The organism is Halomonas sp. NYA30, from assembly GCF_976980765.1.
On sequence record NZ_OZ334477.1, the window covers coordinates 649,648 to 675,606 of the forward strand.

26 protein-coding genes are annotated in these 25,959 nt (G+C 58.1%); 6 read left to right on the forward strand and 20 right to left on the reverse strand.

Annotation, left to right across the window (positions count from 1 at the left end):
• Positions 1–2: 2 nt before the first annotated feature.
• The 6 genes from bioA to bioB are packed head-to-tail and all read right to left on the reverse strand — an operon-like array spanning position 3 to position 5,699.
• Entirely contained in the window at positions 3–1,274 is a 1,272-nt protein-coding gene (gene bioA / locus ACWI0H_RS02990; protein WP_485874756.1) for an adenosylmethionine--8-amino-7-oxononanoate transaminase, read from the reverse strand.
• On the reverse strand, positions 1,271–1,960 hold the full coding sequence (gene bioD, locus ACWI0H_RS02995; RefSeq protein WP_485874757.1) for a dethiobiotin synthase: 690 nt from the start codon (positions 1,958–1,960) through the stop codon (positions 1,271–1,273). Before bioD ends, bioA begins: the two co-directional genes overlap by 4 nt.
• On the reverse strand, positions 1,957–2,739 hold the full coding sequence (bioC, locus tag ACWI0H_RS03000) for a malonyl-ACP O-methyltransferase BioC (protein ID WP_485874758.1): 783 nt from the start codon (positions 2,737–2,739) through the stop codon (positions 1,957–1,959). The genes bioD and bioC overlap by 4 nt, the downstream gene beginning before the upstream one ends.
• Positions 2,736–3,488, reverse strand: a complete 753-nt coding sequence (locus tag ACWI0H_RS03005; protein ID WP_485874759.1) for an alpha/beta fold hydrolase — start codon at positions 3,486–3,488, stop codon at positions 2,736–2,738. The genes bioC and ACWI0H_RS03005 overlap by 4 nt, the downstream gene beginning before the upstream one ends.
• Positions 3,470–4,627 (reverse strand): 8-amino-7-oxononanoate synthase, encoded by a 1,158-nt coding sequence (bioF, locus tag ACWI0H_RS03010; RefSeq protein ID WP_336274839.1) that lies wholly within the window; start codon positions 4,625–4,627, stop codon positions 3,470–3,472. Before bioF ends, ACWI0H_RS03005 begins: the two co-directional genes overlap by 19 nt.
• Positions 4,620–5,699, reverse strand: coding sequence for a biotin synthase BioB (gene bioB / locus ACWI0H_RS03015; RefSeq protein ID WP_336274840.1), 1,080 nt, complete (start codon positions 5,697–5,699; stop codon positions 4,620–4,622). The genes bioF and bioB overlap by 8 nt, the downstream gene beginning before the upstream one ends.
• A gap of 179 nt (positions 5,700–5,878) precedes the next feature.
• On the opposite strand from bioB, the gene ACWI0H_RS03020 reads away from it, so the two are divergent.
• Positions 5,879–6,682, forward strand: coding sequence for a tRNA-uridine aminocarboxypropyltransferase (locus ACWI0H_RS03020; protein ID WP_485874761.1), 804 nt, complete (start codon positions 5,879–5,881; stop codon positions 6,680–6,682).
• A 16-nt stretch (positions 6,683–6,698) separates the two neighbouring features.
• On the opposite strand, the gene ACWI0H_RS03025 is transcribed toward ACWI0H_RS03020, so the two are convergent.
• The 7 genes from ACWI0H_RS03025 to def all read right to left on the reverse strand — a co-directional run bounded on the left by ACWI0H_RS03025 (position 6,699) and on the right by def (position 14,250).
• Entirely contained in the window at positions 6,699–7,976 is a 1,278-nt protein-coding gene (locus ACWI0H_RS03025; protein ID WP_485874763.1) for a TraB/GumN family protein, read from the reverse strand.
• A 54-nt stretch (positions 7,977–8,030) separates the two neighbouring features.
• Positions 8,031–9,479 carry a TrkH family potassium uptake protein gene (locus ACWI0H_RS03030; protein WP_485874765.1) on the reverse strand — a complete coding sequence of 483 codons (1,449 nt, stop codon included), beginning with the start codon at positions 9,477–9,479 and terminating at the stop codon, positions 8,031–8,033.
• A 52-nt stretch (positions 9,480–9,531) separates the two neighbouring features.
• Positions 9,532–10,905 carry a Trk system potassium transporter TrkA gene (gene trkA, locus ACWI0H_RS03035; RefSeq protein ID WP_485874767.1) on the reverse strand — a complete coding sequence of 458 codons (1,374 nt, stop codon included), beginning with the start codon at positions 10,903–10,905 and terminating at the stop codon, positions 9,532–9,534.
• Between the two features lie 175 nt (positions 10,906–11,080).
• The gene (locus tag ACWI0H_RS03040) at positions 11,081–11,287 is read right to left on the reverse strand and encodes a dodecin (RefSeq protein ID WP_008959783.1); all 207 of its coding nucleotides are present in this window, start codon (positions 11,285–11,287) and stop codon (positions 11,081–11,083) included.
• A 49-nt stretch (positions 11,288–11,336) separates the two neighbouring features.
• Positions 11,337–12,674, reverse strand: a complete 1,338-nt coding sequence (gene rsmB / locus ACWI0H_RS03045) for a 16S rRNA (cytosine(967)-C(5))-methyltransferase RsmB (protein WP_336268945.1) — start codon at positions 12,672–12,674, stop codon at positions 11,337–11,339.
• A complete protein-coding gene (fmt, locus tag ACWI0H_RS03050; protein ID WP_485874769.1) occupies positions 12,671–13,675 on the reverse strand; it encodes a methionyl-tRNA formyltransferase in 1,005 nt (334 codons plus the stop codon). Before fmt ends, rsmB begins: the two co-directional genes overlap by 4 nt.
• Positions 13,676–13,737: 62 nt before the next feature.
• The gene (gene def / locus ACWI0H_RS03055; RefSeq protein WP_176302615.1) at positions 13,738–14,250 is read right to left on the reverse strand and encodes a peptide deformylase; all 513 of its coding nucleotides are present in this window, start codon (positions 14,248–14,250) and stop codon (positions 13,738–13,740) included.
• A 192-nt stretch (positions 14,251–14,442) separates the two neighbouring features.
• On the opposite strand from def, the gene ACWI0H_RS03060 reads away from it, so the two are divergent.
• From ACWI0H_RS03060 to aroE, 5 genes are read left to right on the forward strand one after another with little or no spacing between them, the layout of a single operon-like run.
• A complete protein-coding gene (locus ACWI0H_RS03060) occupies positions 14,443–15,492 on the forward strand; it encodes a LysM peptidoglycan-binding domain-containing protein (RefSeq protein ID WP_485874771.1) in 1,050 nt (349 codons plus the stop codon).
• A 31-nt stretch (positions 15,493–15,523) separates the two neighbouring features.
• A complete protein-coding gene (gene dprA / locus ACWI0H_RS03065; RefSeq protein WP_485874773.1) occupies positions 15,524–16,678 on the forward strand; it encodes a DNA-processing protein DprA in 1,155 nt (384 codons plus the stop codon).
• A 43-nt stretch (positions 16,679–16,721) separates the two neighbouring features.
• Positions 16,722–17,279, forward strand: a complete 558-nt coding sequence (tsaC, locus tag ACWI0H_RS03070; protein WP_101147323.1) for an L-threonylcarbamoyladenylate synthase type 1 TsaC — start codon at positions 16,722–16,724, stop codon at positions 17,277–17,279.
• 58 nt (positions 17,280–17,337) lie between these two features.
• Positions 17,338–18,291, forward strand: a complete 954-nt coding sequence (gene hemF, locus ACWI0H_RS03075; protein ID WP_485874775.1) for an oxygen-dependent coproporphyrinogen oxidase — start codon at positions 17,338–17,340, stop codon at positions 18,289–18,291.
• Positions 18,288–19,106, forward strand: coding sequence for a shikimate dehydrogenase (gene aroE, locus ACWI0H_RS03080; protein ID WP_485874777.1), 819 nt, complete (start codon positions 18,288–18,290; stop codon positions 19,104–19,106). Before hemF ends, aroE begins: the two co-directional genes overlap by 4 nt.
• A gap of 111 nt (positions 19,107–19,217) precedes the next feature.
• On the opposite strand, the gene ACWI0H_RS03085 is transcribed toward aroE, so the two are convergent.
• From ACWI0H_RS03085 to hisS, 7 genes are all read right to left on the reverse strand, one after another.
• On the reverse strand, positions 19,218–19,478 hold the full coding sequence (locus ACWI0H_RS03085) for a hypothetical protein (protein WP_339883114.1): 261 nt from the start codon (positions 19,476–19,478) through the stop codon (positions 19,218–19,220).
• Positions 19,479–19,519: 41 nt separating this feature from the next.
• On the reverse strand, positions 19,520–20,323 hold the full coding sequence (locus ACWI0H_RS03090) for a M48 family metallopeptidase (protein WP_485874779.1): 804 nt from the start codon (positions 20,321–20,323) through the stop codon (positions 19,520–19,522).
• A 123-nt stretch (positions 20,324–20,446) separates the two neighbouring features.
• A complete protein-coding gene (locus ACWI0H_RS03095; RefSeq protein WP_101147319.1) occupies positions 20,447–21,055 on the reverse strand; it encodes a hypothetical protein in 609 nt (202 codons plus the stop codon).
• A gap of 249 nt (positions 21,056–21,304) precedes the next feature.
• On the reverse strand, positions 21,305–22,708 hold the full coding sequence (gene der / locus ACWI0H_RS03100; protein WP_485874782.1) for a ribosome biogenesis GTPase Der: 1,404 nt from the start codon (positions 22,706–22,708) through the stop codon (positions 21,305–21,307).
• Positions 22,705–23,889 carry an outer membrane protein assembly factor BamB gene (bamB, locus tag ACWI0H_RS03105; RefSeq protein ID WP_485874784.1) on the reverse strand — a complete coding sequence of 395 codons (1,185 nt, stop codon included), beginning with the start codon at positions 23,887–23,889 and terminating at the stop codon, positions 22,705–22,707. Before bamB ends, der begins: the two co-directional genes overlap by 4 nt.
• Complete coding sequence (locus ACWI0H_RS03110; RefSeq protein ID WP_339883119.1) at positions 23,886–24,542, reverse strand: YfgM family protein; 657 nt, start codon at positions 24,540–24,542, stop codon at positions 23,886–23,888. The genes bamB and ACWI0H_RS03110 overlap by 4 nt, the downstream gene beginning before the upstream one ends.
• A gap of 101 nt (positions 24,543–24,643) precedes the next feature.
• Positions 24,644–25,945 (reverse strand): histidine--tRNA ligase, encoded by a 1,302-nt coding sequence (gene hisS, locus ACWI0H_RS03115; RefSeq protein WP_485874786.1) that lies wholly within the window; start codon positions 25,943–25,945, stop codon positions 24,644–24,646.
• Positions 25,946–25,959: the final 14 nt, after the last annotated feature.

Genomic DNA, 25,959 nt, shown 5'->3' on the forward strand with positions numbered 1-25,959 from the left:
CTTTAGCTGCGGCTAAACCACGCCTTCATTACATCGGTAATCTGGGAGATTTCCGCTTCAGAAGTAATGTAGGCGGGCATGGTATAGAGCCAGCGACCAATGGGACGCAGCCATACGCCGCGCTCGCGGGCGAAGTCACCTACGCCCTTTAACGCTTCAGCGGAGTGCGCTTCGATCACTGCGGTGGCGCCGAGCACGCGAACGTCAGCCACGGCCGGATGTGCATTCAGTGCCTGATCTTCGAGTAGTTCACGCTGCAGTTGCTGACTGAGCTTGGCAATCTTGTCCAGGTAATTCTCTTCCTCGAAGACGCGCAGACTCTCCAACGCCACGCGGCAGGCCAGCGGGTTGCCCATAAAGGTAGGCCCGTGCATAAAAGCGTGCTGGGGAGTGTCGCCGATAAAGGCGTCATGGACACGATCCGTGGCGAGCGTAGCGGCGTGACCCAAATAGCCGCCGGTCAAGCCTTTGGAGAGCACCATGATATCCGGCGTGATGCCCGCGTGGTCGGCGGCAAACAGTTTGCCGGTGCGGCCAAAGCCGGTGGCGACTTCATCAAAAATTAGCAGCACCCCAAACTCATCGCACAGTTCCCTGGCGCCAGTGACATAGTCCGGCGAGGTCATGTTGAGCCCGCCTGCTGCTTGTAAAAGCGGTTCCATCAATAGGGCGGCGATTTCATCATGGTGGCGCTCAAGTACGCGACGCAGGGCGCTAAGGTCGTGCTCGACCTGTTCAGCGGTGGCATCAAAAGGGGCCGTGGGCGCCGGGGCGAAATGGTGTTGTGGCAGTAGGCTGGCGAACAGGCTGTGCATGCCTTCTTCCGGGTCGCACACTGCCATGCAGCCGGTGGTGTCACCGTGGTAGGCCTTCATCAACGAGAGCATCTTTCGCTTGCCGGGGTGGCCGGTGAGGACCTGGTACTGGAGGGCCATTTTCATCGCCACTTCCATGCCCACCGAGCCGCTATCCGAATAGAACACATGATTCAGCCCGTCCGGGGTAATGCGCACCAGCTCACGAGCTAATTGATCGGCGGGCTCATGCGTCAAGCCGCCTAGCATCACATGGCAAAGCTCACCTGCCTGTTCGCGGATGGCCGCCACCAAACGGGGGTGGCCATAGCCGTGAATCATGCACCACCAGGAGCAGGTGGCATCCAGCAGACGCTCGCCGCTTTCGAGCACAAAGTGGGCACCGTCACCGCCCACCACCTTGGGCGCGGGCGTCTGGGTTTTTAAGTGGGCATAAGGATGCCAAACCGGCGTGTTCATAACGGCTCCAGGGAGAGGTAGGGGGCGGCAGTTGCGGCGTCGGGGTCATCTAGATGAGGAACAATGCCTAAACAGGGGGCCGCGAGTTTGGCGTTTAGATGGGCGATATTGGCCTCAAAGCGGGCCGTGTCAGCTGCAAAAACGGGGTCAACTACGCTGCCTGCCCATCCTGCTACTACCAAGCCGTCGGCGCGAATGGCTTCTGCTGTTAAGCGGGCATGATTCAAGCAGCCCAGCTTTAGGCCAACCACTAGAATCACCGGCAGCTCAAGCGCCATCGCCAGATCGGCAAAATCTTCCTGCGCGTTTAACGGCACGCGCCAGCCACCGGCGCCTTCAATCAGAGTGAAGTCTCTGGATGTTTGGGTAAGCGTTTCACGCAGCAAGTGAGTAATAGCGCTCACCTCAAGCGGCTGGCCCGCCTCTAACGCGGCAAGATGAGGAGCAATGGCCGGGGCAAAGGCGATGGGGTTCACCGTGGCGTAGTGGACCGGCGGCACGCTTTGATGCTGAAGGGCGAGGGCATCACTATTCCGCAAGCCTTCAGGCGTGGCTTGGCTGCCCGAGGCGATAGGTTTTAAGCCTAGCGTGCTCAACTGCTGTTGGTGGGCGGCATATAGTAACCCGCTGGTCACCAGGGTTTTACCCGCATCGGTATCGGTGCCAGTCACAAACCAAACGTTCATAGCGATTTTTCCAATTGCAGCGTTAAGCAGTGGTAGCTCACGGGTAGGCCTTCCGGCTGGCGGCGTTGTTCAAAGCGCGCTTGTGCGGCGGCGATGTCATTTCGGCTAAGGCTGGCTTGTGGCCGGGCAATCTGGGCGCCGACACCTTTGATAGATGCCATCACCGCCTTCAAGTCAGGGTAATAGAAGCGTTCAACGGTGGCCGCCTGGCGGGCAATGGTTAAGCCGCTTTCATCGATGGCCCTCTCGACACTGGCGCGATCAGGTGTTTGCAGCAGCGCTTCGGGGCGCTGCCAGGCAAAGGCGATCTCCTCCAGGGTGCCGGGCAGCAGCGTCGTAATATGTGCCAGCCCACCGGGCGTGAGAATCCGGTAAAGCTCAGCCATCACCGCACCAATGTTGCGACACCATTGCACCGCCAGGTTGGAAAACACCAGATCAAATGAACGCTTATCAAATGGCTGGGCAGCAGCGTCGCCCGGTTGCCAGTGGATGCTTTCACCGTGGCGCTGGCGGGCCTGTTCCAGCATGCCGGGGGCGATATCTAGCCCCGTTACGCAGGCTTTGGGGTAGCGCTCAGCCAGCCGTTGAGTCCAGAAGCCGGTGCCGCACCCCATATCCAACACGTTAAAAGCGCGTGGAGGTAACGAACCCCAAAGCTTCTCGCCTATGTGGCGTTGTGCAGTGGCTAGCGCATCGTAGCGGGGAGCGGCTCGTGAGAAAGCGTGGGCGACCCGGGCCTGCCAGTTGATCTCACTGTTCAGCGTTAGGTCGATCATAAAACCGCCATACTGGCGTTAGCCATCTGGTTGGCATAATGGCCAATCGTGGTGGCGAGTGCCTGTGGCTGCGAGAGCATCGGGCAGTGGCCGACATCGCTTAAGGGCTCGCTTATGAGGCGCTGGGCAGGGCTGATGAAAGGATCATGGTCGCCGGTGAGGCGTATTACCGGGCAAGGGGGCGCTGCTAGCCTTGGGCGATTATCAATCGACGCCAGCCAGTGCAGACCGGAAGCTAAGGTGGCGATATCGGCGGGGGGCGTATCACCCAGCAAATCATGCAGTTGCCGGTAAGCCTGCCGAGGGCTGGGCTCCCCTTGGGTTTGCCAGCGCAAAAAGTGTTGCCACGTCGCGGTGGGAGCGCGTTGAAAGGCGCGCTGAAAGGCACTCAGCTCGGCACTAGTGACGCCACCTTTGGCGCTGACCTCGTCTCTGACACAGAATGCATCCCCCGCACCGAGCAGAATCAGGCCCCGAGGTGGGGGGAGATATGCCAGTAGCGCCGTCGCCAGTAGCCCACCCAATGACCAGCCGACCCAGACCGCATCGCTGGCTAACGACTCGTCCATCGCGTCTGCCAGCTCTTGTATCGTCGCGTTGGCCGCAAGGGGAGGCGTATCGCCGTAGCCGGGCCACTCTACTGCCTGGGCAGCTGCAGCTAGGTCGCTTGGCCAGTGCGCCTCGAGCGGCTGCCAAATACGCTGGTCGATTCCCCAGCCGGAGAGCAGAATTAAACGAAGGGGCTGCATAACGCCTCTTGGTGCTGGCAGTGGTGGAGCGCGGCTAACAGTTGATCAATGTCGTCGTGCTGATGGCGAGCGCTTAAAGTCACACGCAGACGGGATTCACCCTTGGGCACCGTTGGCGGTCTAATCGCCCCCACCTGTATGCTCTTTTGCTGTAGCTGTAACGCCCAGCTTAAGGTGCGCGTTTCATCGCCCAGGATCAGCGGTTGAATGGGGGTGGCCGACTCGCTGAGCGGTAGCCCCAGTTGCAGCGCCTCATGGCGAAAGTAAGCGATATTGGCGTTTAGCTGGTCACGGCGTTCCGGTTCACCCTGAACGATCTCCAGCGCTTTTAACGTCGCGGCGGCGATGGCCGGAGGCTGGGCGGTGGTATAGATATAGCTACGTGAAAACTGAATCAAGTGCTCGATTAGCTCGGCATCCCCGGCTACAAAAGCCCCAGCGGTGCCTAATGCTTTACCCAGGGTGCCAACCAAAATCGGTACTTCGGTGCTGTTCCAGGTGCTGCCCACGCAACCGCTGCCATTGTCGCCTAGCACCCCTACGCCGTGGGCATCATCGATCATCAGCCAGGCGTTGTGCTGCCGACTGACTTCGACCAGCGTGGCAATGTCGGCGATATCGCCATCCATACTGAAAACGCCATCGCTGACCACTAGCTTATGCGCGCACTCACTGCGCGCCAGCAGGCTTTCCAGATCAATAGCATCGCGGTGATGAAAGCGACGCGAGCGGGCACCGCTTAATACGGCGCCATCGATTAGCGACGCGTGGTTGAGTCGGTCTTGGAAAATAGCGGTATGGCGATCTGCCAACGCCTGCAGCACGCCTAGATTGGCCATATAGCCGGTAGAAAACAGCAGCGCACGTTCGCGGCCTGTCCAGCGCGCTAACGCTTCTTCCAAGGCGTCGTGAACCTCCAGATGACCGCTGACCAAATGCGAAGCGCCTGCACCTGCCCCGTAACGGCGAGCGCCCGCTGCCTGGGCCTCGCTAACGCGCGGGTCTTGAGCGAGGCCTAGGTAGTCGTTACCGGCAAAGTCGAGGGTATTGCTTTTGGCTACCTGCCGAGTTCTCCAACGCTCCGTCTGTTGACGATCAGCGCGGGCGTCGGCCAGACGCTGTTGCCACGCTTCAGACACTGGCGTCTACCGCCAGCTCGGCAACGCGTTCGGCGTGCACCTGCTGCTGTGCCTGTTGGGCAAGGCGTGCCGCTTGGATATCTTCGCTTTCGCAGGTCTCGCGCTTCTCAGGGTGCAGGCCCAGCTTGGCAAACAGCGCACGGTCACGATCTACTTGGGGGTTGCCGGTGGTCAGCAGTTTGTCGCCGTAGAAGATCGAGTTGGCGCCTGCCAAAAATGCCAGCGCCTGAGTCGATTCGTTCATCTGCTCGCGGCCAGCAGAGAGCCGCACATGGCTTTGCGGCATCATAATGCGGGCGACCGCAATGGCGCGGATGAACTCAATGGGGTCTAGATCCTCGACGTTTTCCAGCGGTGTGCCGGGCACTTTCACCAGCATATTGATCGGCACGGATTCGGGGTGCGGGGAGAGCTTGGCCAGCTGTTGCAGCAGGGCGCTACGATCTTTGGCATCTTCGCCCATGCCGAGAATGCCGCCGGAGCACACTTTCATGCCTGCATCACGCACGTTGGAGAGCGTTTCCAGCCGGTCGCTGTAGGTGCGGGTGGTGATGATTTCGCCGTAAAACTCCGGCGAGGTATCCAGATTGTGGTTGTAGTAATCGAGACCCGCCGTGGCCAGTCGGCTGGCCTGTTCGCCGTCGACCATCCCCAGCGTCATGCAGGTCTCCAGGCCCACGGCTTTCACCTGACGAACCATCTCTTCGACCAGCAGTAGATCCTTATCCCGCGGGCTGCGCCAGGCGGCGCCCATGCAAAACCGGCTGGCACCGGCTTCTTTCGCTGCCTTGGCTTGTTCGACGACCTTTTCAATCTCCAGCAGCTTCTCTTTTTCAAGCTGGGTGTTGTAGTGGCCGGACTGCGGACAGTATTTGCAATCCTCCGGGCAGGCGCCGGTCTTGATCGATAGCAGGGTAGAGACCTGCACGGCGTTAGCATCGAAGTGGGCACGGTGAACCTGCTGGGCTTGAAACAGCAGATCATTGAACGGCAGCGCGAAAAGCGCGTTGATCTCTTCTAGCGTCCAGTCGTGGCGTTGTTCATTAAGGAACTGTTCGTGAGGTACGGTCATCTGTAAACCTTATTATCTGTATTAGTTGACGAGACTTTAGCGGCGTTGCGCTTTGGGTGTCAATGTTGAGAGTTTTTTAGGTTTACGGTGGTGTTGGAAATATTCGTCAAAGGACGTCGCGCTCATTTATACTCTGCGCCCTTTTTCACTCTTAGTTTCCCCCACTCTTTGGAGCGCGGATGTCTGCTTTTAAAAGCTCTGCTGATGAGAGTGCTTTGAACGATCACTCTATTGATCATGACACCGTAAATCATTATTCAGCTGCTGAGCATCCGCGCCCGCCCAGGCGTGAATTCAAAGCGCGCGGCAGTTTTGTCACGCGCTGTGAAGGGTGCAATTTACCGGTGCTTAATTGTTTGTGCCCCTATCAAGTGAAGGCGGAAAGCGTCGCTCAGGTATGGCTGTTAACGCATTCGATCGAGCACTACAAACCGACGAATACCGGTCGCTTGATTGGTGATGTGCTTAGCGAGACGCGAATCTTTACCTGGTACCGTACGGCGCCGGATGCACAGCTGTCAGCGCTGTTGAAAGACCCTCGCTATGCTCCCTTTGTGATTTTTCCCGATGACCAGCCCGACTACGCGGATCGGGTGGTGGGTATCGAAGCGGTGCATGCGGCGAAAGCGCAGACGCGCATTCCGGTATTTATCATTCTGGATGGCACCTGGCGTCAGGCGCGGCGCATGTTCCGTAAAAGCGCCTATCTGGATGCATTGCCTGTGCTGCCATTGAGAACCGAGCGGGAGACGCGTTATCGGCTGCGCAAACCGGCGTCAAAATCGCACCTTTGTACTGCGGAAGTGGCGATTGAGCTGCTGCGTCAGGGCGGAGATACGGTCGCTGCGGATGTGCTGGATGATTACTTTGAGGTGTTTAACGATAGCTACGCGGCGAGCCGACTGCATCACAAAATCGACTCGCCGACCGCGGCGATGCGGCGCCTGTTAGCCAAACAAGAAGCAGCGCCCATAGAGGAATGAGCGCTGTGAGGGCGTTTTACGCGTTGCCAAACAGGGCGCCGGCGATTCTGAACCCGGCTACCCAGGTGCCCACCGCAGAGCCTAGTGTGGCGAGAATAAACACCAGCAGGGTGCGCGACACGCGGTTTTGCCACCAGCCTTTTAATTGCGTCACATCGTGGCGCAGCGATGAAAAATCGCGCACTTTGGGTTTACGCATATACAGCTCAACCCCAGCGGCCACGAAGCCCGCGCCAATGGTGGGGTTCAGCGAGGTGAGCGGAGCGGCAAAGAAGGTGGCAATTACGGTAACGGGGTGTGCCAGGGCGATAATCGTCGCACCGCCAGAGAGAATGCCGTTAATCAAGAACCACTCAAGCACCAGCTGCCAGCCAAGTCCGGTATTGCGCGAGAAGCCAATCGCAAAGCCGGTGAGCACTAACGCGGTAATCAGCCAGGGCAGCGCCTTCCAAATTTTGGACGGTGGCGGGGTGGCCTCCAATGATTCGCGCTCTACTTTTGGGTCGGCGGGCAGCGGTGCTTCCAAGTGTTCGCCGGTGCCTTTTAAGTGGCCTGCACCAATCACCACCAGCACGTGCTGGTAGCGCCCTGGCGGCGCCTCTTCGGCTAACCGTAGCGCCATGTAGCGGTCGCGCTCGCGAATCAGCGGCGAATAAAGCGCTTCGGATTCGGCGGCAAACTCGCTGAAGGTGGCTTCCAGCATGTCGCCTTCTTTGAGTTTTTCGATGTCCTCTTTAGAGACATCCTGACGCGAGAGCACGCTGCCGATAAGCCCTGAAAATAGCGAAAAGCGCTGCCACCAGGGCACGTTGCGGTAGATGCGCTTTAGCGTCACGCCTACATCGCGGTCAACCAGCAGCAGTGGCAGCTTGAGACGACTGGCCTCTTCAACGGCAGCGCGCATTTCGGCCCCAGGCTGAATGCCGGATTGGTCAGCAATACGCTGTTGAAAAGCGCCAAGCGCTAAGCTCGCCGCGACCATGCCCGCTTTGCCTTCCCTGAATACTTGAAACAGGTCCTGCTCGCCCATGGCGTCTGGGTTCGACATGCTGTGGTGACGAGCATCGCAGAGTTCGATGGCCACCGCATCAAAGGCGCCGCTATCTATCAGTTTGCGCACATCGTCGGCACTTTCTGCCGACACATGGGCCGTACCCAACAGCGTGTAGCGGGTTTCACCGATAGTGAACGTTGTTAATGGCCCACTGGTGGCCGGGAGTGCGGCCGGCATTTCCGCCTGCGGCCCAGTCTTTTGGTGAGGCGTGTCTTGATGGGACGTTTCTTCGTGGGACATTAATGGCTCTCAAGATCAATAAGGGGTCTGAAGTGCATGTCTGATATGCAGGGCTTAACGCCGCCAAAAAGCGGGGGTAAACAGCACTAGGACCGTAAAAATTTCCAGTCGCCCGAGCAGCATGGCGAGTACCAGAATCCATTTCGCTAGCATCGGCATCTCACCATAGTGGGTGCTTGCTTCCCCCAGCGCTGGGCCTAGGTTATTGAGCGCTGACCCCACAGTGGACCAAGCCGTTACCTGGTCAACCCCAGTCGCCATCACCCCGACCAACATTATAAAGAACAGCAACATGTAAACCGAAAAGAACCCCCATACCGCTTGGGCAATGCTGTCGGGCACGCTGACTTTGCCCACTTTGACCGCAATCACCGCATTGGGGTGGATCAGCCGCATAATCTCGCGCATGCCCTGTTTAAGGATCAAGATAATCCGAATGACCTTCATGCCGCCACCGGTAGAGCCGGAGCAGCCACCGACGAACGCCGCGACAAACAGCAGAAAGGGTAGGGCGCCAGGCCACATGGAGAAGTCGGCGACACTATAACCCGCCGTGGTGGCGACCGAGACGACTTGGAAAACCCCGTGGCGTAGCCCGCGCAGTGTGTCATAGGTATTGGTTAACAACAGCGACAACACGGTGATTACAGACAAGGCGAGCAGAAACAGCATCAAAAAACGTGCTTCAGGGTCGTGAAAGTAGTGCAACAGGCTTTTTTCCCGCCAGGCGATAAAGTGCAGGCTAAAGCTGAAGGCAGAAATAAGCATGAAGGCGATGCAGATCATTTCAATCGTGGCGCTATCAAAATAGCCGATACTGGCGTCATAGGTAGAAAACCCGCCGTTGGCGACGGTCGAAAAGCTATGACTTAACGCATCGAACCAGCTCATGCCCGCCAACATATAGGCGATCATGCAGGCGAGGGTAAGCGTGGCGTAGATATACCACAGTGCCTTGGCGGTTTCGGTAATACGTGGGGTGAGCTTGGAGTCTTTTAGCGGCCCCGGTATTTCGGTGCGATAAAGGGCCATGCCGCCAACCCCTAGAGTGGGCAAAATGGCGACGGCCAATACGACGATCCCCATGCCGCCCAGCCACTGGAGCTGCTGGCGGTAGTAGAGAATCGATTCGGGTAGAAAGTCGATGCCGGTAATCACGGTAGCGCCGGTAGTGGTTAAACCGGAGAACGATTCAAATACCGCATCGGTGATATTCAGTGAGCCTTCGCCAAACAGCATTAGCGGCAGCGAGCCAAATAGCGCCAGCACCGTCCAGAACATCGCGGCGATAATAAAGCCGTCGCGGATACGCAGCTCTTTTTGCGCGCGGCGGTTAGGCAGGTAAAGCAGCAGTCCAGTCACCACCGAAATCGCAATACCGCTAATAAAGGCACTCCATACGCCGTCGCGAAACCAAAGTGAAATCAGCGTTGGAGGAAGCATGGTCAGGCTGAATAGCATCAACAACAGCCCTAAAATGCGCAAAATAACCCGCAGACTCATGGTTGTCGCATGCTCCTGTTATTGGCTGCCAGCGGCAGTGATTCGGGGGTTATCAAAAGAACGTGAGACCGACTTGGAACAAACGCTCTACATCGCGGATGCGGCGCTTGTCGATCACAAACAGAATCACGTGGTCGCCGCTCTCAACCATCACATCGCCGTGGGCGATGATGACTTCCTTGCCGCGCACAATCGCGCCGATCGTCGTCCCATCGGGTAAGTCTATCTCACGAATAGTGCGGCCCACGACTTTAGACGACTGCTTGTCGCCGTGGGCAATGGCTTCAATCGCTTCGGCGGCGCCCCGGCGCAGCGAGTGGACGTTGACGATGTCGCCGCGTCGCACGTGCGTCAGCAGGCTGCCAATAGTCGCCTGCTGGGGCGAAATAGCGATATCAATTTCACCACCCTGCACCAAATCTACGTAGGCGGCGTTGTTGATCAACGTCAGCACCTTCTTGGCCCCTAAACGCTTGGCCAGCAGCGACGACATGATATTGACCTCGTCGTCGTTGGTCAGCGCGCAGAAGATATCGCACTCTTCGATGTTCTCTTCTTCCAGCAGGCGCTTGCTGGTGGCGCTGCCGTGGAGCACCACGGTGCGATCCAACCGCTCGGAAAGCGTGGTGCAGCGCTCCAGGTTGTGCTCGATGATCTTGACCTGGTGGCTATGCTCCAAATGCTCCGCCAGCCGCTCGCCGATATTACCGCCCCCGGCAATGACGACGCGGCGGAAATCACGCTCGACCCGGCGTAGCTCGCTCATCACCGCGCGAATATCGCGGCGAGCGGCCAGGAAGAAAACCTCATCGTCGGCTTCGATGACTGTATCGCCGCGGGGGATAATCGGTCGGCTACGGCGATAGATGGCGGCCACGCGGGTATCCACGTTGGGCATATGGCGGCGTAGAAAGGCTAAATCCTGACCCACCAGCGGGCCGCCGTAGAATGCCTTTACCGCCACCAGCTGCACCAGACCACCGGCAAACTCCAATACCTGTAACGCACCGGGGTGTTCAATCAGGCGGCGCACGTGGTCGGTGACCACCTGCTCGGGGCTGATGAGGACATCAATGGGAATCGCTTCGTGGGCAAAAAGGCCTTTACGGGTTAAATACGCCGTAGCACGCACCCGGGCGATCTTGGTCGGAGTGCGAAACAGCGTATGGGCGACCTGGCAGGCGATCATATTGATCTCGTCGCTGTTGGTGACGGCGATCAGCATATCGGCGTCTTCGCAGCCTGCCTGACGCAGCACAATAGGGTAAGAGCCCGCGCCGGTCACGGTGCGGATATCGAGTTTGGTGTGTAGGTCGCGCAGTTTTTTGGCGTCGGTATCAACGACAGTGATGTCGTTCTCCTCGCGAGCGAGGTGTTCTGCCAGGGTGCCGCCGACTTGGCCGGCGCCGAGAATGATGATTTTCATTGCTGAGCATCGGTTCCATTAAAAGCGCCAGCGCGATGTCGCTAAGACCAGGAGGCAGTCTTAAGACCCAGTCCTGACGTTCAAGACGTAAACTTTCATTCAGGAGCGTTTATCATGCGCTGCAATAAAGACGGCGGCCAGTGTAAACCAGCCGCCGCTGAAAAGCAGGTGAGGATTATTCTAGCGTAAAGCCGACTTTGACCGTGACCTGCCAGTGAGCCACTTGGCCATCTTCAATGTGGCCACGGGTGTCGACCACTTCTAGCCAACGCATGTGCTTAATCGTTTCTGATGCTTTGGCCAATGCATTCTGTACCGCTTCTTCAATACCTTTCTCGGAAGATCCGGTCAGTTCTACATGCTTGTAGGTGTGATGACTCATAATGTCTCCTTCCTTGTCTGAAATTCACTGCCCTGGCATCAGTTAGCGCCTAGGCAGACCGCTTCTCTAGTCTGGCATAAAAAAAGCCATCGTGACTGCTCTGCGCCGGAAACAATTGGCGCCCCGCTCCGCTGGGAATGCCCCAGGCAACGTCGTTAGGTGTAGTAACATGAGCGTCAGGCGTGCGGGCAAGAAACGCTTCGATCTGCTCACTGTTCTCTTCCGGCAGTACCGAGCAGGTGGCGTAGAGTAGGGTGCCGCCTTCGCGCAGCATTGGCCACAAATTATCCAACAACTGGCGCTGAAGCTTGGCCAGTGGGCGAATATCGTCTTTACGGCGCAGCTTTTTGATATCCGGGTGGCGTCGAATGACCCCAGTACCCGAGCAAGGGGCATCGAGCAGAATGGCATCAAACGGTGTGCCGTTCCACCAGTCGCGCTCGGTGGCATCGGCATGCTGAAGAACGGCCTCTACGCCTAGTCGGTTAAGAGTGTCTTCCACCCGTGCCAGGCGCTGATTATCGCTATCGATCGCGGTTAGGTTGATGTCGAATTGTTCGAGCAAATGGGCTGTTTTGCCGCCGGGCGCGCAACAAGCATCCAAAACGTGCGCGCCTGGCCGTGGCGCGAGCACCGGGCCTAACAACACCGCCGAGAGCTGAGCGGCCTCGTCCTGAACGCTGACATGCCCCTCTTCAAAGCCAGGCAGCGACATCACATCGCAGGGTGTTTCCAGCGTGATGGCGTCTGGTGCGTGAGGGCACAGGTGGCCACTTAGCCCTTGCTCGGTGAGCAGCGACAGGTAGGCTTCACGATCATTGTGGTGCTGGTTCACCCTTAATGTCATCGGGCCAGCGTGGTTGTTGGCTTCAATAATCACCCGCCACTGCTCCGGCCACGCCTGACGCAAGGCATTGAGTAGCCACGGCGGGTGCTCTAGCGCGACGCTCTCATCCCGATCTACCTGGGCCTGGAGCGCCTCGGATTCGCGCTGCAGGCGACGCAGGCAGCCGTTGAGCACGCGGGTGGCCCACTCTTTGTTCAGTAAGCGCGCAGCGCCCGCGGTTTCGCCTACCGCTGCGTGTGCAGGGATGCGCATGTAGAGCAGTTGATAGATACCTATCAGCAGCAGCGCCTGAACATCGCTGTCGCGCTTCTTAAACGGTTGCTTAAGCAGCACGCCCGCTAACGCTTCAAGACGCGGTAAGCGACGGCAGGTGCCAAAACAGAGCTCTTTGAGCAGCCCGCGGTCGCGAGCGACCACGCTGTGCTCGTCCAACCCCGCCAGTGAGCCTTGGTCGCTGAGTACCGGTGCCAGCGCGCGGGCTGCAGCAGCGCGTACTTCCTGGCCGCTGCCGCCGCTTTGAGGGGAGCGTTTTTGGCTCATGGTGTTTCTCCTTCGCTGGCCTGAGCCGCAGAACTTTCAAAATGAGCACCAAGACGAGTGCCGGTAGCAAGGCGTGCGTGGCGCGCATTAAGTAGCTCTCGCACGGCCATGGCTTTACCGCCGGGCAACTGGGCGCTGGTGATACACAATACTTCGCGACCATCGGTGCCGCAGGCAATGCGTAGATGATCGTCGCCATGCTCAAGTAGCGTGCCTGGGGCGCTTGGTGGCTGCTCACCTTCTTCTACGTTCGCCATCAGCAAACGTAGGCGATCATCACCCAGCGCACACCAGGCCACCGGCCAAGGGTTAAACGCGCGGATTTTACTGGCTAACTGATGCGCGGGCTGGCCAAAATCGAGCTCGGCTTCCGCTTTGCTCAGCTTGGCGGCATAGGTGACGCCTTCCTCGGGCTGAGGCGTGGCGTGAGCGGAGCCGGTGGCCAGATCATCCAGGGTGTTGATCAGCGCATTGGCGCCCTGAATCGCCAAGCGGTCATGCAAGTCGCCACCGGTGGTGCGTGGCGTAATCGGTGTGCGCACTTCTGAAAGCATTGCGCCGGTATCCAGGCCGACGTCCATCTGCATGATGGTCACGCCCGATACACTATCGCCCGCTTCGATTGCCCGCTGGATGGGGGCAGCGCCGCGCCAGCGGGGTAGTAGCGAGGCGTGCACGTTCACGCAGCCTAAGCGCGGTATATCCAACACGGCCTGGGGAAGCAGCAGCCCGTAGGCGACAACGACCATGATGTCCGCATTAAGCGCGGCCAGCTCGGCCTGGGTATCGGGCTCTTTTAGCGACTGGGGCTGATAAACGGGCAGACCGTGCTCCAGCGCCAGCTGTTTGACTGGACTGGGCGTGAGTTTGCGCCCGCGCCCAGCGGGGCGGTCGGGCTGGGTATACACCGCGACCACCTCATGCTGGCTTTCCAGCAGCGTTGCAAGACTAGAGGCGGCGAATTCAGGCGTGCCGGCAAAAACAACGCGCAATCGTGACATAAGTTGAGAGCTACCTGGCGTATCTGGAATGTAAGTAGGAAAAGAGATCGGTAGAAAAGGGCTTAGGCGTCCTGGATCTGCTTATGGCGTTTCTGCATTTTCTTGCGGATGCGGTCACGCTTGAGCGGCGACAGGTAGTCAACAAACAGCACGCCTTCAAGGTGGTCGTACTCATGCTGAATACAGTGCGCCAGCAGGCCTTCGGCCTCTAGTTCATAGGCATCGCCGTTGCGATCAAGCGCATTGAGCTGCACTTTGAGATAGCGGGGCACTTCAGCGTAGTAGTCAGGAATCGACAGGCAGCCTTCTGACAAAGGCTCTTTTTCATCGCCAATCGGGGTATAGCGCGGGTTGATGAGCACCAGCGGCTGGGAGTTATCGTCGCTGACATCCATGACGACCACACGCCGATGGACATCGATCTGCGTCGCGGCGAGACCGATACCACGGGCGTCATACATGGTCTCCAGCATATCGTCGACGAGTTTACGCACTTCATCATCGACGGTTTCCACCGCAGCAGCCTTGGTGCGCAGGCGCTCATCGGGGAATTCAAGAATAGGAAGTTTGGCCATGGCGTTACAATCACCGTTATGCTGAGTCTAAATTAAGTCAAGCTAGGTAGTGACGAGCGTCTTCTCACCTAGGTACTTTATGATGGGTCACTATATCATGCTGTCAACGTTTCTGGGCATGGGTGGCCAAGGCGAGGGGCGTGTTATCAATAATAGAACATTCATAATGACACACTCACAGGGGAGGGTAGGATGGCGGCGAAACGACACGCCTATGGCGGGGCTTTAAGTGGTTTGCTGCTGAGTGCAGTGATGCTGGTAAGTTTCGATGTTGCCGCGTGGGAGCGCCTGCGTAGCGATGCGCCTGAACGCTATCAGGTGGTTACAGGTGACACGCTCTGGGATATCGCCGGGCGTTTTCTGCACACCCCCTGGCAGTGGCCCCAGTTGTGGCAGCACAACCCCCAGATCGCTAACCCGCACTTGATCTACCCAGGTGATGTACTGGTGCTTAACGACTGCCAGGGTTCCCCCTGTTTAGCGCTAGAGCGTGGTCAAAATGTGGTGAAGCTTTCGCCGCAGGTGCGTACCTTGCCTCACCGGGAGGCGATTGCGCCGATTCCCATGGAGGTGGCGCGGGCTTTTTTACGCGAACATCGCGTCGTGGATGATGCTGCTGAGTTGCAGGAGCTGGCTTATGTGGTCGCCGGTAATGATCGCCGCTTGATCAGCGGTGCCGGTGATCGTATCTATGTGCGAGGGGAGGTGCCGCGCCATGGCGAGGTGGGTATCTACCGACAATCGGAGCCCTATCAGGCGATGGATGGCACACCGCTTGGACTGGAGCTGATCAATGTAGGCGTCGCCCGACATATCAGCAGTGAGGGCGATATTGTCCAGCTTGAAGTCATTAGCTCCCATCAGGAAGTGCGCGTTAACGATATTGTCTTGCCACTGGAAGAGCGCGAGCTAAGCAGTGAGTTTATGCCCCGCGCACCGTTAAATCCGGTTGAAGGGCATATTATTGCCGTACCCGGTGGCGTGCGTTTTATTGGCCGCTACCAAATTGTCGCGTTGGATCTGGGCACCCTGGATGGCTTGCAGGCGGGCCATGTGCTGCGGGTAAATCAACAAGGGGAGTTAATCAATGACCCCCGGACCCAGGAGCTGGTGCGACTACCCAGCACCGAGGCAGGCATTGTGATGGTGTTTAAACCCTATGATCACGTTAGCTACGCATTAGTGATGCAGGCATCCCGCGTATTGGAAGTAGGTGATCAAGTCGCGTCACCGGCTAACTAGCGGGCGGCAAACGTGTTGATAAGGAGATGGTATGGACGCTCAGTCGTGGCTGGTGGTCAATGCATTACCCGGTATGGGCGCGCTGCGTATTGCACAGTTATTAGCCCGCCAGCCGCAGTGGCCAGAAGGGTGGTTGGCTGCACTGCCTAGTCGTGCGGCCAGCGCATTACGCCTGTGGTTAGAACACCCGGCCCGTAGCCCACTGCAAAAGGTCGTTGATGAGACCCTGGCATGGCAGCAAACCGGCCCAAACCGGCACCTGCTGCATCGTGACCACCCCGCTTGGCCTGCACTACTAAATGAGTTGCCCGACCCACCCGTAGTGCTCTGGGCTCAGGGGGATCTTGGCGCGCTGGAAGGCCCCAAACTGGCCATGGTCGGCACCCGCCGCCCGACCGGGGAAGGTACCCACAATGCTCAAAGGTTTGCCCGTGACCTGACCCGCCGCGGCTGGTGCGTGGTGAGTGGCATGGCGCTAGGGGTAGACGGCGTTGCCCAGCGTGCGGCCTTAGCCGCCGGTGGAAGCACGGTGGCGGTACTCGGCTGCGGTGTGGATGTGATCTATCCCGCCTCCCATCGTGACCTGCATGAACAGCTCAGTCGTCTGCCCGGTGGGCTGTTGTTGTCAGAGCACCCGCCTGGAACCGTGGCCCGCCCAGCGTTTTTTCCGCGCCGCAATAGAATTGTTACCGGTCTCTCGCTCGGAACACTGGTGGTCGAAGCTACCGAAAAAAGCGGTTCGTTGGTCAGCGCGCGGCTCACCTTAGAGCAAAATCGCGAGCTGTTCGTGCTGCCCGGTTCGCTGCACAACGTGCAGGCCCGCGGCTGTTTGGCACTACTGCGTCAAGGGGCGGCTCATCTGGCCTGCAGTGTCGACGATATCATCGCCGATCTTGGCCACTGGGCGGAGGCGTTTATCCAGCCTTCGGCCGAAGACAAGCCATCGGAGCAAGCACCTCTTCCCGATAGCTTGTCCAATGAAAGCTTGCCTGCCGAAAGCTTGTCAGACGATAGCTTACCCGATTCATTGTTAACGTCATTATCGGCCACCCCAACGCCGATTGATCTCTTGGTGCACACCACCGGCGTGACGGTCAGCGACTGCCAGCAACGCCTGCTGATGCTTGAATTAGACGGTTGGGTAAGCCAGCAGGCGGGAGGCTGGGTGCGGTTGCCGAGGCCATGATAGGATAAGCCCATTAAAGGCATGTTAGCCGTGAGGAGAGACCATGAGTTTGGCGACTGATCTAGCCCCAGCGATTAGCGCGCTGCGTGCCGGGGGAGTGATAGCCTGCCCCACTGAAGCAGTTTGGGGGCTTAGCTGTGATCCCGAAAATGATGAAGCTTTGGCTCACCTGATGCGCATGAAAGAGCGTGACCCGGCTAAAGGGGTCATTCTCGTTGCCGCCAGTATCGAGCAGTTCCAACCCTGGTTGAGTCAACTTCCTCTAGCGCTGCATGCACCTCTCGCGGCAAGCTGGCCGGGCCCGAACACCTGGCTGGTACCTGATAATGGCCGCAGCCATGGGCTGGTGCGCGGCGCCCACGAACGCGTGGCGCTGCGAGTGACCGATCACCCGCTGATGAAAGCCCTATGTGAAGCCTTCGGTGGCCCGTTGGTATCGACGTCGGCTAATCGTGCCGGGGAGCCGCCCGCCATGAGTGCCGCTGAAATCACTTCAATCTTTGGCGATGAAGTGGCTTATGTGGTGAAAGGCGAGCTAGGCGGCAATGCCAAACCCAGCACGATTAGGGATTTAGCCACTGGCAAAATCATGCGCCCCTAAGCAGTACTTCATTTCGATTTACGCACCACTACTTACCCTTTATCCCTCAGGAGTTACCGTGGCACACGAGCACCTTGATGACGTTAAACGCTACCTTCTTGATCTGCAGGAAAGGCTCTGCGCTGGATTAGCCGAAGCCGACGGGGCTGCCCAGTTCCAAGAAGATAGTTGGGAGCGTGAAGAGGGGGGCGGTGGTCGCTCGCGTGTGATGACTAATGGCGGCGTATTTGAAAAGGGCGGCGTCAACTTTTCACATGTTTATGGCACTCAGCTGCCGCCATCGGCTACCGCCGCGCGCCCTGAACTTACCGGGCGTAGCTTCCACGCGGTGGGTGTTTCCTGGGTGCTGCACCCTGAAAACCCCCATGTTCCTACCAGCCATGGCAACGTGCGCTTCTTTATTGCTGAGAAAGTAGGCGAGCCACCGGTGTGGTGGTTTGGCGGCGGTTTTGACTTAACGCCGTTTTATCCCGTGATGGAAGATGTCGTGCACTGGCACCGGGTGGCAAAAGCCGCCTGTGACCCCTTTGGAGATGACGTTTACGCCCGCTATAAATCCTGGTGCGACGAGTACTTTTATCTCAAGCATCGCGACGAAACCCGCGGCGTGGGCGGGCTGTTTTTTGATGACTTAAATGAAGGCGAGTTTGCCGACTGTTTTGCCATGCAGCGGGCGGTGGGCGACAGCTTCCTAGAGGCTTATTTGCCCATCGTGGAGCGTCGCAAGAACGATGCCTGGAGCGAGCGCGAGCGCGAGTTCCAGCTTTATCGCCGTGGCCGCTACGTGGAGTTCAACCTGGTGTGGGACCGCGGTACGCTGTTTGGCCTTCAGAGTGGCGGGCGCACGGAGTCCATTTTAATGTCGATGCCCCCCTTGGCGCGCTGGGAGTACGCTTTTGAGCCACAGCCCGGCAGCGCCGAAGCGCGCTTGCAAGACTTCTTACACCCCCGCGACTGGCTCGGTGAATCCGCTGCGGATGCAGGTAAAAGAACAAGCGGAGAGCTCTCATGACCGATCGTTACTGCGTATTTGGCAACCCCATCAAGCACTCCAAGTCGCCGTTGATCCACGCTGAGTTTGCCCATCAAACCCAGCAAGCGCTTGAGTACACCGCTGAAGAAGCACCGTTGGATGGCTTTGCAGGCGCGTGGCGCGCCTTTATTGATGCGGGGGGTCGCGGCGCCAATGTCACCGTCCCGTTCAAAGAGGATGCTTTCGTGCTGTGCGATACGTTGAGCCACCGAGCACGGCGGGCGGGCGCGGTCAATACGCTGATTCTTGGCGGCAATGGCCGCACCTACGGCGATACCACCGACGGCATTGGCCTAGTGCGTGATTTGACCTATCACCGCGTTGCATTAGCAGGAAAACGTATCCTAGTGGTAGGTGCTGGTGGCGCCGTGCGTGGCATTCTGGAACCCTTGCTTGCCGAGCAGCCCAGCGAAGTCATCGTGGTTAATCGCACTGCCACCAAGGCCGCGCAACTGGCCAGCGATTTTGCTGATCTGGGAACTATTCATGGCGGTGGTTTTGACACCGTCAGTGGTGTCTTTGACGTGGTGATTAATGGCACCAGCGCCAGCCTCACGGGGGAGCTACCACCGTTACCTGATACCTTGTTTGCCCCACACGCCTGGGCCTACGACATGATGTATGGGGCCGAACCAACGGTATTTTTACAATGGGCAGGCCCGCGTGGTGCGAAGCTGCTTGACGGCCTAGGTATGTTGGTAGAACAAGCCGCCGAGTCGTTTTTTCTCTGGCGTAACGTCAGGCCTAATACCGTTCCTGTGCGGGAAATACTGCGCCAATCGCTTAATTATTAATCATTAGGTCTGGTAAACGTTGTGTCTGGTAATCATTGCGCCTAATTAGTGCAACGAAAAAAAGCGGGGCGGATAAATTATCCGCTCCGCTTTTTTGATGCTAACAACGCTTCACTTAGCGCGTTTTACATATAGCCCCACCATACACATCGCCAAGCCTGCCACCGAGAGCACCATGCCACCGTTGACGAGCAGTGGCGAGCGCTGCAGCCAGGAGACGAACGGCTGCGGGGTATCAACGCAGACACTCTTGATATAGTTCCAGTGACCGCCGTCTAGCTGGCACGCACGTACATCGTTCAACTCCCAGAAAAAGACGCCCATCAGCACAAACAGCGGCAACACCAGCAGCAGTAACCCTAGTCTAATCATTGAAACCTCAAGAGCCGAATGTCAAACCTCAACGCAAACTGTTAAGGGCGTGGGCAGTTCGGCGTGCGAACATTGTTGCGGGCTTGCTCATAGAGGGCCATCGCTTGATCCATGTTGCCTTGTAGGCCTTCAATGCGTTGGCCTTGGCCTGGGTGGGTCGACATCCACTCGGGCGGCGCACCGCCGCCTGTGGCTGCCTGCATATTTTCCCACAGGGTGACGCTCTCACTTGGGTTGAAGCCGGCCTGTGCCATTAGGTCCAGACCAATGACATCGGCCTCGCTTTCATGCGCCCGCGAGAACGGCAACACAATGCCATACTGCGCGCCCATACCGAGCAAGCCCATGAGCTGCTGGCCACCAGCGGACTGCATGCTAGAAGTGCTGGAAATCACTGACAGGCCCAACGAAGTAGCGCTCTCGGTAGAAGCGCGTTCATTCGCGTGGTTCGCCAGCACGTGACCAATCTCATGGCCGATGACGGAAGCCAGCTGGTCCTGTGTGGTTGCGATATCCAGCATGCCAGTGTTGACGCCCATATAGCCGCCGGGTAAGGCGAAGGCATTGGGCTGTTCCGATTCAAATGCACGAATCTGCCAATCTAGCTGCTGCTGCTCGGCGGGCAATTCCGCGACGATGGCATCGGCAATGCACTGTACATAGCGCTGGCTAGCCTGGTTGGCAGAAGGAAGCTCCTGCTGATATTGAGAAAATGCCTGTCGTCCCATCTCATTGAGCTCACCATCAGAAAGCAGCAATAGCTGCGAACGTCCGGTGGGAGACGTAGTACAAGCGGCGATAGAAGCGCATAGCGCGGTAACGGCGATAGGGCGAAGCCAACGCATGAGACGGTTTCCTTATAGACGAGTGGGTTTCTTGCTCACAAGATAACCGCTGATAACAGTAAATCAATCCCTCCCATCATAACCTACCTGGAGGGTGAGGTTGGAGGCTGAACTGAGCAACCCTCAGCGCTGAGGGACTAGCTGCCCATCGGCACCCACGTTTAGGCGAATCGTGGGTGTCAACAAACCTGAAGGGAGCCGCATACCTAAACCGCGCAGATCGCCTGGCGTGATAGCCAGTTGGCTACCGGGCGGTAGCTCGCCTTGAGACGCCAGCTGACTGGCAAGCTCAAGCATCGGCGCCATTTTTTGGGTGTCGGTTCCCAGCACATCAAAGGCGACTGGCAGGCGTAAATTGGCATCGTCGCCGGAGGTAAGCGTGACATCCTGCTCATAGTTACCCTGCACAGGGTCAACGCCTGGCATATCCAGCGACCAGCGAAAACCTGACATTTCTACCGGCGGCATGCCAGCAGGTAAGCCAAGGCCCATGGCAATGGTGGCTTGTATGGGCAGGCTGCCCGCGCCCAGGCTGGAAGCAATCAGGCTGGTTAAGTCACTCGTATCTAGCCCGGCATTAATGCTGTAAGGGCCGATGCGTACATCTTCGACCCCCAGGGAGGTCACCGCCAAACGAAACGCAAAGAGGCCAGTTTGGGGTAGGGCGAGACAGCCCGTTAACAGGCTGGTTAAGCCCAATAGAATTAGCCAGCGGCGAGCAGCATAAAGCATAACGTTCTCCCCCTACTCAGCGCAAAAGCAGCATACAAGTAGGGCAGCAAGGGTGGTGATGGGGGTGGATGATATGGAGTGGGTATGAATGACAGCTGAGTAAAAACGCGGCTATTTGAGGGCCGAAACCGGACGCTGTCAAGCGAAATTGTTATCGCGGGTGTTACCTGGGATAGGGGATAACCAAAACGCCCGCTTGACGGTGCAAACGGGCGAATTTGAATAACCAAGTGAGCTGTGACGTGAAAATTAACGACGGCTTTTGCGCGCCTCTTTGGTGCGGTTAAGCTCGCGCTTTTTAGCTTTCTCTTTGTCGCTGGCGCCCGCCATCGTGTCAAACGGGTTGCTGCCCGAGCGAAACTCAAAGCGAATCGGTGTGCCGCGTACCTTCAATACCTTGCGGAACGTATTGGTGAGATAACGACGGTACGCTTCAGGCAATGACTCTGTTTGGTTACCGTGGACAACGATAATCGGTGGATTGCTGCCACCCTGGTGAGCCATGCGCAGCTTGATCCGTCGGCCTTGTACCATCGGCGGCGGATTCTGGCTGACGGCATCCTGCAGCAGGGTCGTTAAACGGTTGGTCGACCAGTGAGCGTTAGCGGCATCAAAGGCGCGGTCAATCGACGGGTAAAGATCACCCACCGCCGTGCCGTGCAGTGCGGAGATGAAGTGGAGCTCGGCGTAATCGGCAAAGCCCAGGCGGCGCTTCACTTCGGTACGCATCTTGTCCTTGGCTTCGCTCTCCAGGCCGTCCCACTTATTCACTGCCAGCACCAGCGCGCGCCCGGTGGTTAACACGTAGTCGAGCAGGTGCAAATCCTGCTCCACCAGGCCGCTGGAACCATCCAGCACCATGATCACTACATGCGACTCTTTAATCGCATCCAGCGTCTTGATGATGGAGAACTTCTCGGCGATTTCGCTCACGTTCTTACGCCGCCGGATACCCGCGGTGTCAATCAGTACGTAAGGCTTGCCGCGGCGCTCGAAGGGGATCTCGATAGCATCACGGGTCGTGCCCGCCTCATCAAAGACCACCACACGGTCTTCGCCCAGCAGGCGATTGACCAGGGTCGATTTCCCGACGTTGGGGCGACCAATCACGCCGATACGAACGCCTTTGCTGCCGGTGTCGGCAGGAATGCTGGCATCGCGCTCGGGAAACGGTTCAAGTACCATGTCCATCAGGGTAGAAACATTGCGCCCGTGGGCAGCGGCAATCGGCCAGGGGTCGCCTAAGCCCAGCGACCAGAAGTCGCCCATCGCCGAGTGCTCTTCCAGCCCGTCGGTTTTATTCACCACCAGCCAGGTTTTTTTCTGATTAACCCGCAGGTGGTTGGCAATCGCCTGGTCTGCGGCGATAAGGCCGGCGCGAGCGTCGACCATAAACAGGACGATATCGGCTTCATCAATGGCAGCAAGCGACTGCTCGGCCATGGCGGCGTCGATACCCTCTTCGTCACCGCTGATACCGCCGGTGTCGATAACTGTATAGACCTTATCGCCCAGCATGCCATTGCCGTACTTGCGGTCGCGGGTGAGGCCGGGAAAGTCGGCCACCAGTGCATCACGCGAGCGCGTTAGGCGGTTAAACAACGTCGATTTGCCCACATTGGGGCGACCGACTAAAGCAATGACGGGTGTCATGGAGTTACTTCCAGGGTTTCCAGGCGACCATTGTTGGCCTGGACATGAATGGTGCTGCCTTCAGTGACCGGGCGAACGGTGATGCCCGAGCTGTGCACGCGAGTGCGTCCTACAATATTGCCTTCACGAGCGTCAATCAGGTGAAGATAACCGTCAAAATCGCCCACGACCAAGCGGCCATCGGCAAAGGCGGGCGCGGTCAACCAGCGGTCTTGCAGGTCGTCATTACGCCAGATTTCACGGCCACTGTTAGCATCTAACGCGACTACTTGGCTGTTATCGGTAACCACAAACAGTAAATCGCCGACCAGGATGGGCGTATGGCGGCTAGACAGGTTCGCTTCCCAGAGTAGATCGCCTTGGGTAGCTTCAAGCGCTACAACGCGACCGTTGTAGCTGGTCACAAACAGGCGGCCATCGGGGCTGATGATCGGCTGGCCGGAAAGATCAACCAGGCGCTCAACTTCGCTACGCCCCTGCGGCGTGGCAATCTGCATATCCCATAGCGGTTGGCCACTGCGGTTATCCAGCGTGGCGAGACGGCCATTGGCCAGGCCAACAAAACTAACCGGGTCAATTACCATCGGCGTGCCTGTACCGCGCAGGGTGAGTGAAGGCTGTGAGCTGGTGTATACCCAGCGCTCTTCACCAGTGGCGCGATCCAAGGCAGTGACACGGCCATCGACACTTTGCACGACCAGCAGTTGCTGGTTGGCCTGGGGCGCGGCAAGCACTTCACTAGAGACCCGTGAACGCCAGCTTTCGCTGCCATCATTTTGATCCAGCGCAATGACCTCGCCATTACCGGTCGCCAGGTAAACCTGACCGGCAATCGCCGTTAACGCGCTGGAGATAGTAGTGTCGAGATCGATTTCCCACTCAACATCGCCACTGTTGGCATTCATGGCCATCACCACGCCTTCGACGTCGGCGGCAAACACAGAGTCGCCTTCACGGGCAGGTGCAATAGGGTAGCGAGCGTGGCCTAAGCCATCGCCTACGGTACGCTTCCATTGGGTGTTTAGCGAGGAGGTCTCGTCAAAGCTACGCAGCTCTTTGGGCGTAAAAGCGGGTTCGCCTTTGCTGGCGCAACCGGCCAGCAGTGCCAGCGTCAGTGCACCCACACTTACTCGTGCCAGCTGTTTGGAAATGCCCCGATTAATTACAGTGCTCATAGTCATTGTGTCGCCTCCTCAGCGCCGAGATCATCAAGCTTGAACTGCACGCCGTAAAGCGGCTGGTCTTGGGTTTGAGACACTTCTAAAGCGGTTTCCCATGCCTCTCGAGCCGCCTCAGTATCGCCTTGGGCAGCAAAGGCATCGCCGCGCACGTTCGCCCGTTGGGCCGCCAGTGCGTCGCTGATCGGTTCGTCCAGCAGCGCATGCGCCTGGGTGGGGTTGCCGTCAGCGAGTTCGACCCGAGCTAGGCGCAGCCACGCCAGGCTCTGCACATAACGCCGCGATGAATCGGCAGCGCTTTCCAGCGCAGTACGCGCACCTTCCAGGTCGCCTTGCTGTACCGCCAGGCGCGCATCAAGCAGCAGGGCGAGTTCGGCATACAGCGTGTCGCCATGCTCTTCGGTCAGTTCGACGACCATTTCACGTGCGCTTGCCAGTTGGTCGTCTTCAAGCTCGTTACCAGCGGTCATGTTGACCAACTGCTGATAACGCATGGAGGCGGCTTCTGACTGACCCTGCTGATAGTTCTGCCAAGCATTCCAGCCGAATACCCCCGCCGCCGCCAGGACAGCGCCTGCAATCAACGACATGCCGTTCTCTTTCCACCAGCGCTTTACCGCGTCTAGCTGCTCTTCTTCGCTTCTCAGCTCCACCACGGGCGGGCTCCTATTTCTCAATTGTCGTAGGCACAAACAGTAGGCAAAAACAGTCGTATGTAGCAGGCACGGCGCCTGCAGGGGTTACGCGAGACGTGGGCTTAAGCGTCAGGGGCTAATAGCTCACGCAGCGTGGACCCTAGTTGGGCTAACGGCACACGCTGCTGTTCGCGGTCGTCACGTAAAAACTTGAGCGTTGCCGACTGCTGTGCAATCTCATCTTCGCCGAGTAGGATCGCCATGGAGGCGGTACTCTTATCGGCTTTTTTGATCCGGCTTTTAAAGCTGCCGCCCCCGCAGTGAAGTTGCAGTTGCAGCTCAGGCAGTTCACCGCGCAAATTCTCAGCCAGTGTGATCGCCGCCGTGGTGGCGTTATCGTCCATCGGGAGCACATACACATCGCAGCCGCCGAGCGCATCCTGAGGAATCAGTTCCAGGGTGTCGAGCAGCAGAATTAGCCGCTCAATGCCCATGGCAAAGCCAACCGCCGGGGTAGGTTTGCCGCCCAGCTGTTCGACCAAACCGTCGTAGCGGCCACCGGCGCAAACAGTGCCTTGGCTGCCCAGTGCGGTGGTGGTCCACTCGAACACGGTGCGGCAGTAGTAGTCGAGCCCACGCACTAGGCGGGGATTGATTACATAATCTATACCTGCCGCTTCAAGCATCTTGGTGAGCTGCTCGAAGTGTTCGCGGGATTCCACGTCCAAGTGATCCATCAACTGCGGCGCGGCATCCAGCATCTCGGCCATGGCCGGATTTTTGGAGTCAAGAATGCGCAGCGGGTTGCTGGTCAAACGGCGTTTGGAGTCTTCATCAAGCACGTCATGATGCTGCTCAAAATAGGCCACCAGCGTGTCGCGATAGGCCGCACGCGCTTCAGATGAGCCCAACGAATTAAGCTCAAGGGTAACGTGCTCCATTAGCCCCAGCTCTTTCCAAAGCCGCGCTGAAAGCAGAATCACCTCGGCGTCGATATCCGGGCCATCAAAACCGAAGGCCTCGACACCAATTTGATGAAACTGGCGGTAGCGGCCTTTTTGCGGGCGCTCATAACGGAACATAGGGCCCTGGTACCACAACCGCTGGGTTTGGTTGTACAGCAGGCCGTGTTCCATTGCCGCACGCACGCAGCTGGCGGTGCCCTCAGGGCGCAGCGTCAAACTTTCGCTATTGCGATCGTCGAAGGTGTACATCTCTTTTTCGACGATATCGGTCACTTCGCCAATAGAGCGTGCAAACAGCGCGGTTTGCTCAACAATAGGCGTACGAATTTCATTGAAGCCGTAACGCAGCATGAGCTGGCGTACTTTGGCTTCAAAAAATTGCCAGCGCGGGCTGTCGCTGGGCAATAAGTCGTTCATACCACGGATGGCTTGAATCTTTTTAACGGCGGACTTGCTCAATGAAAACTCCTTAT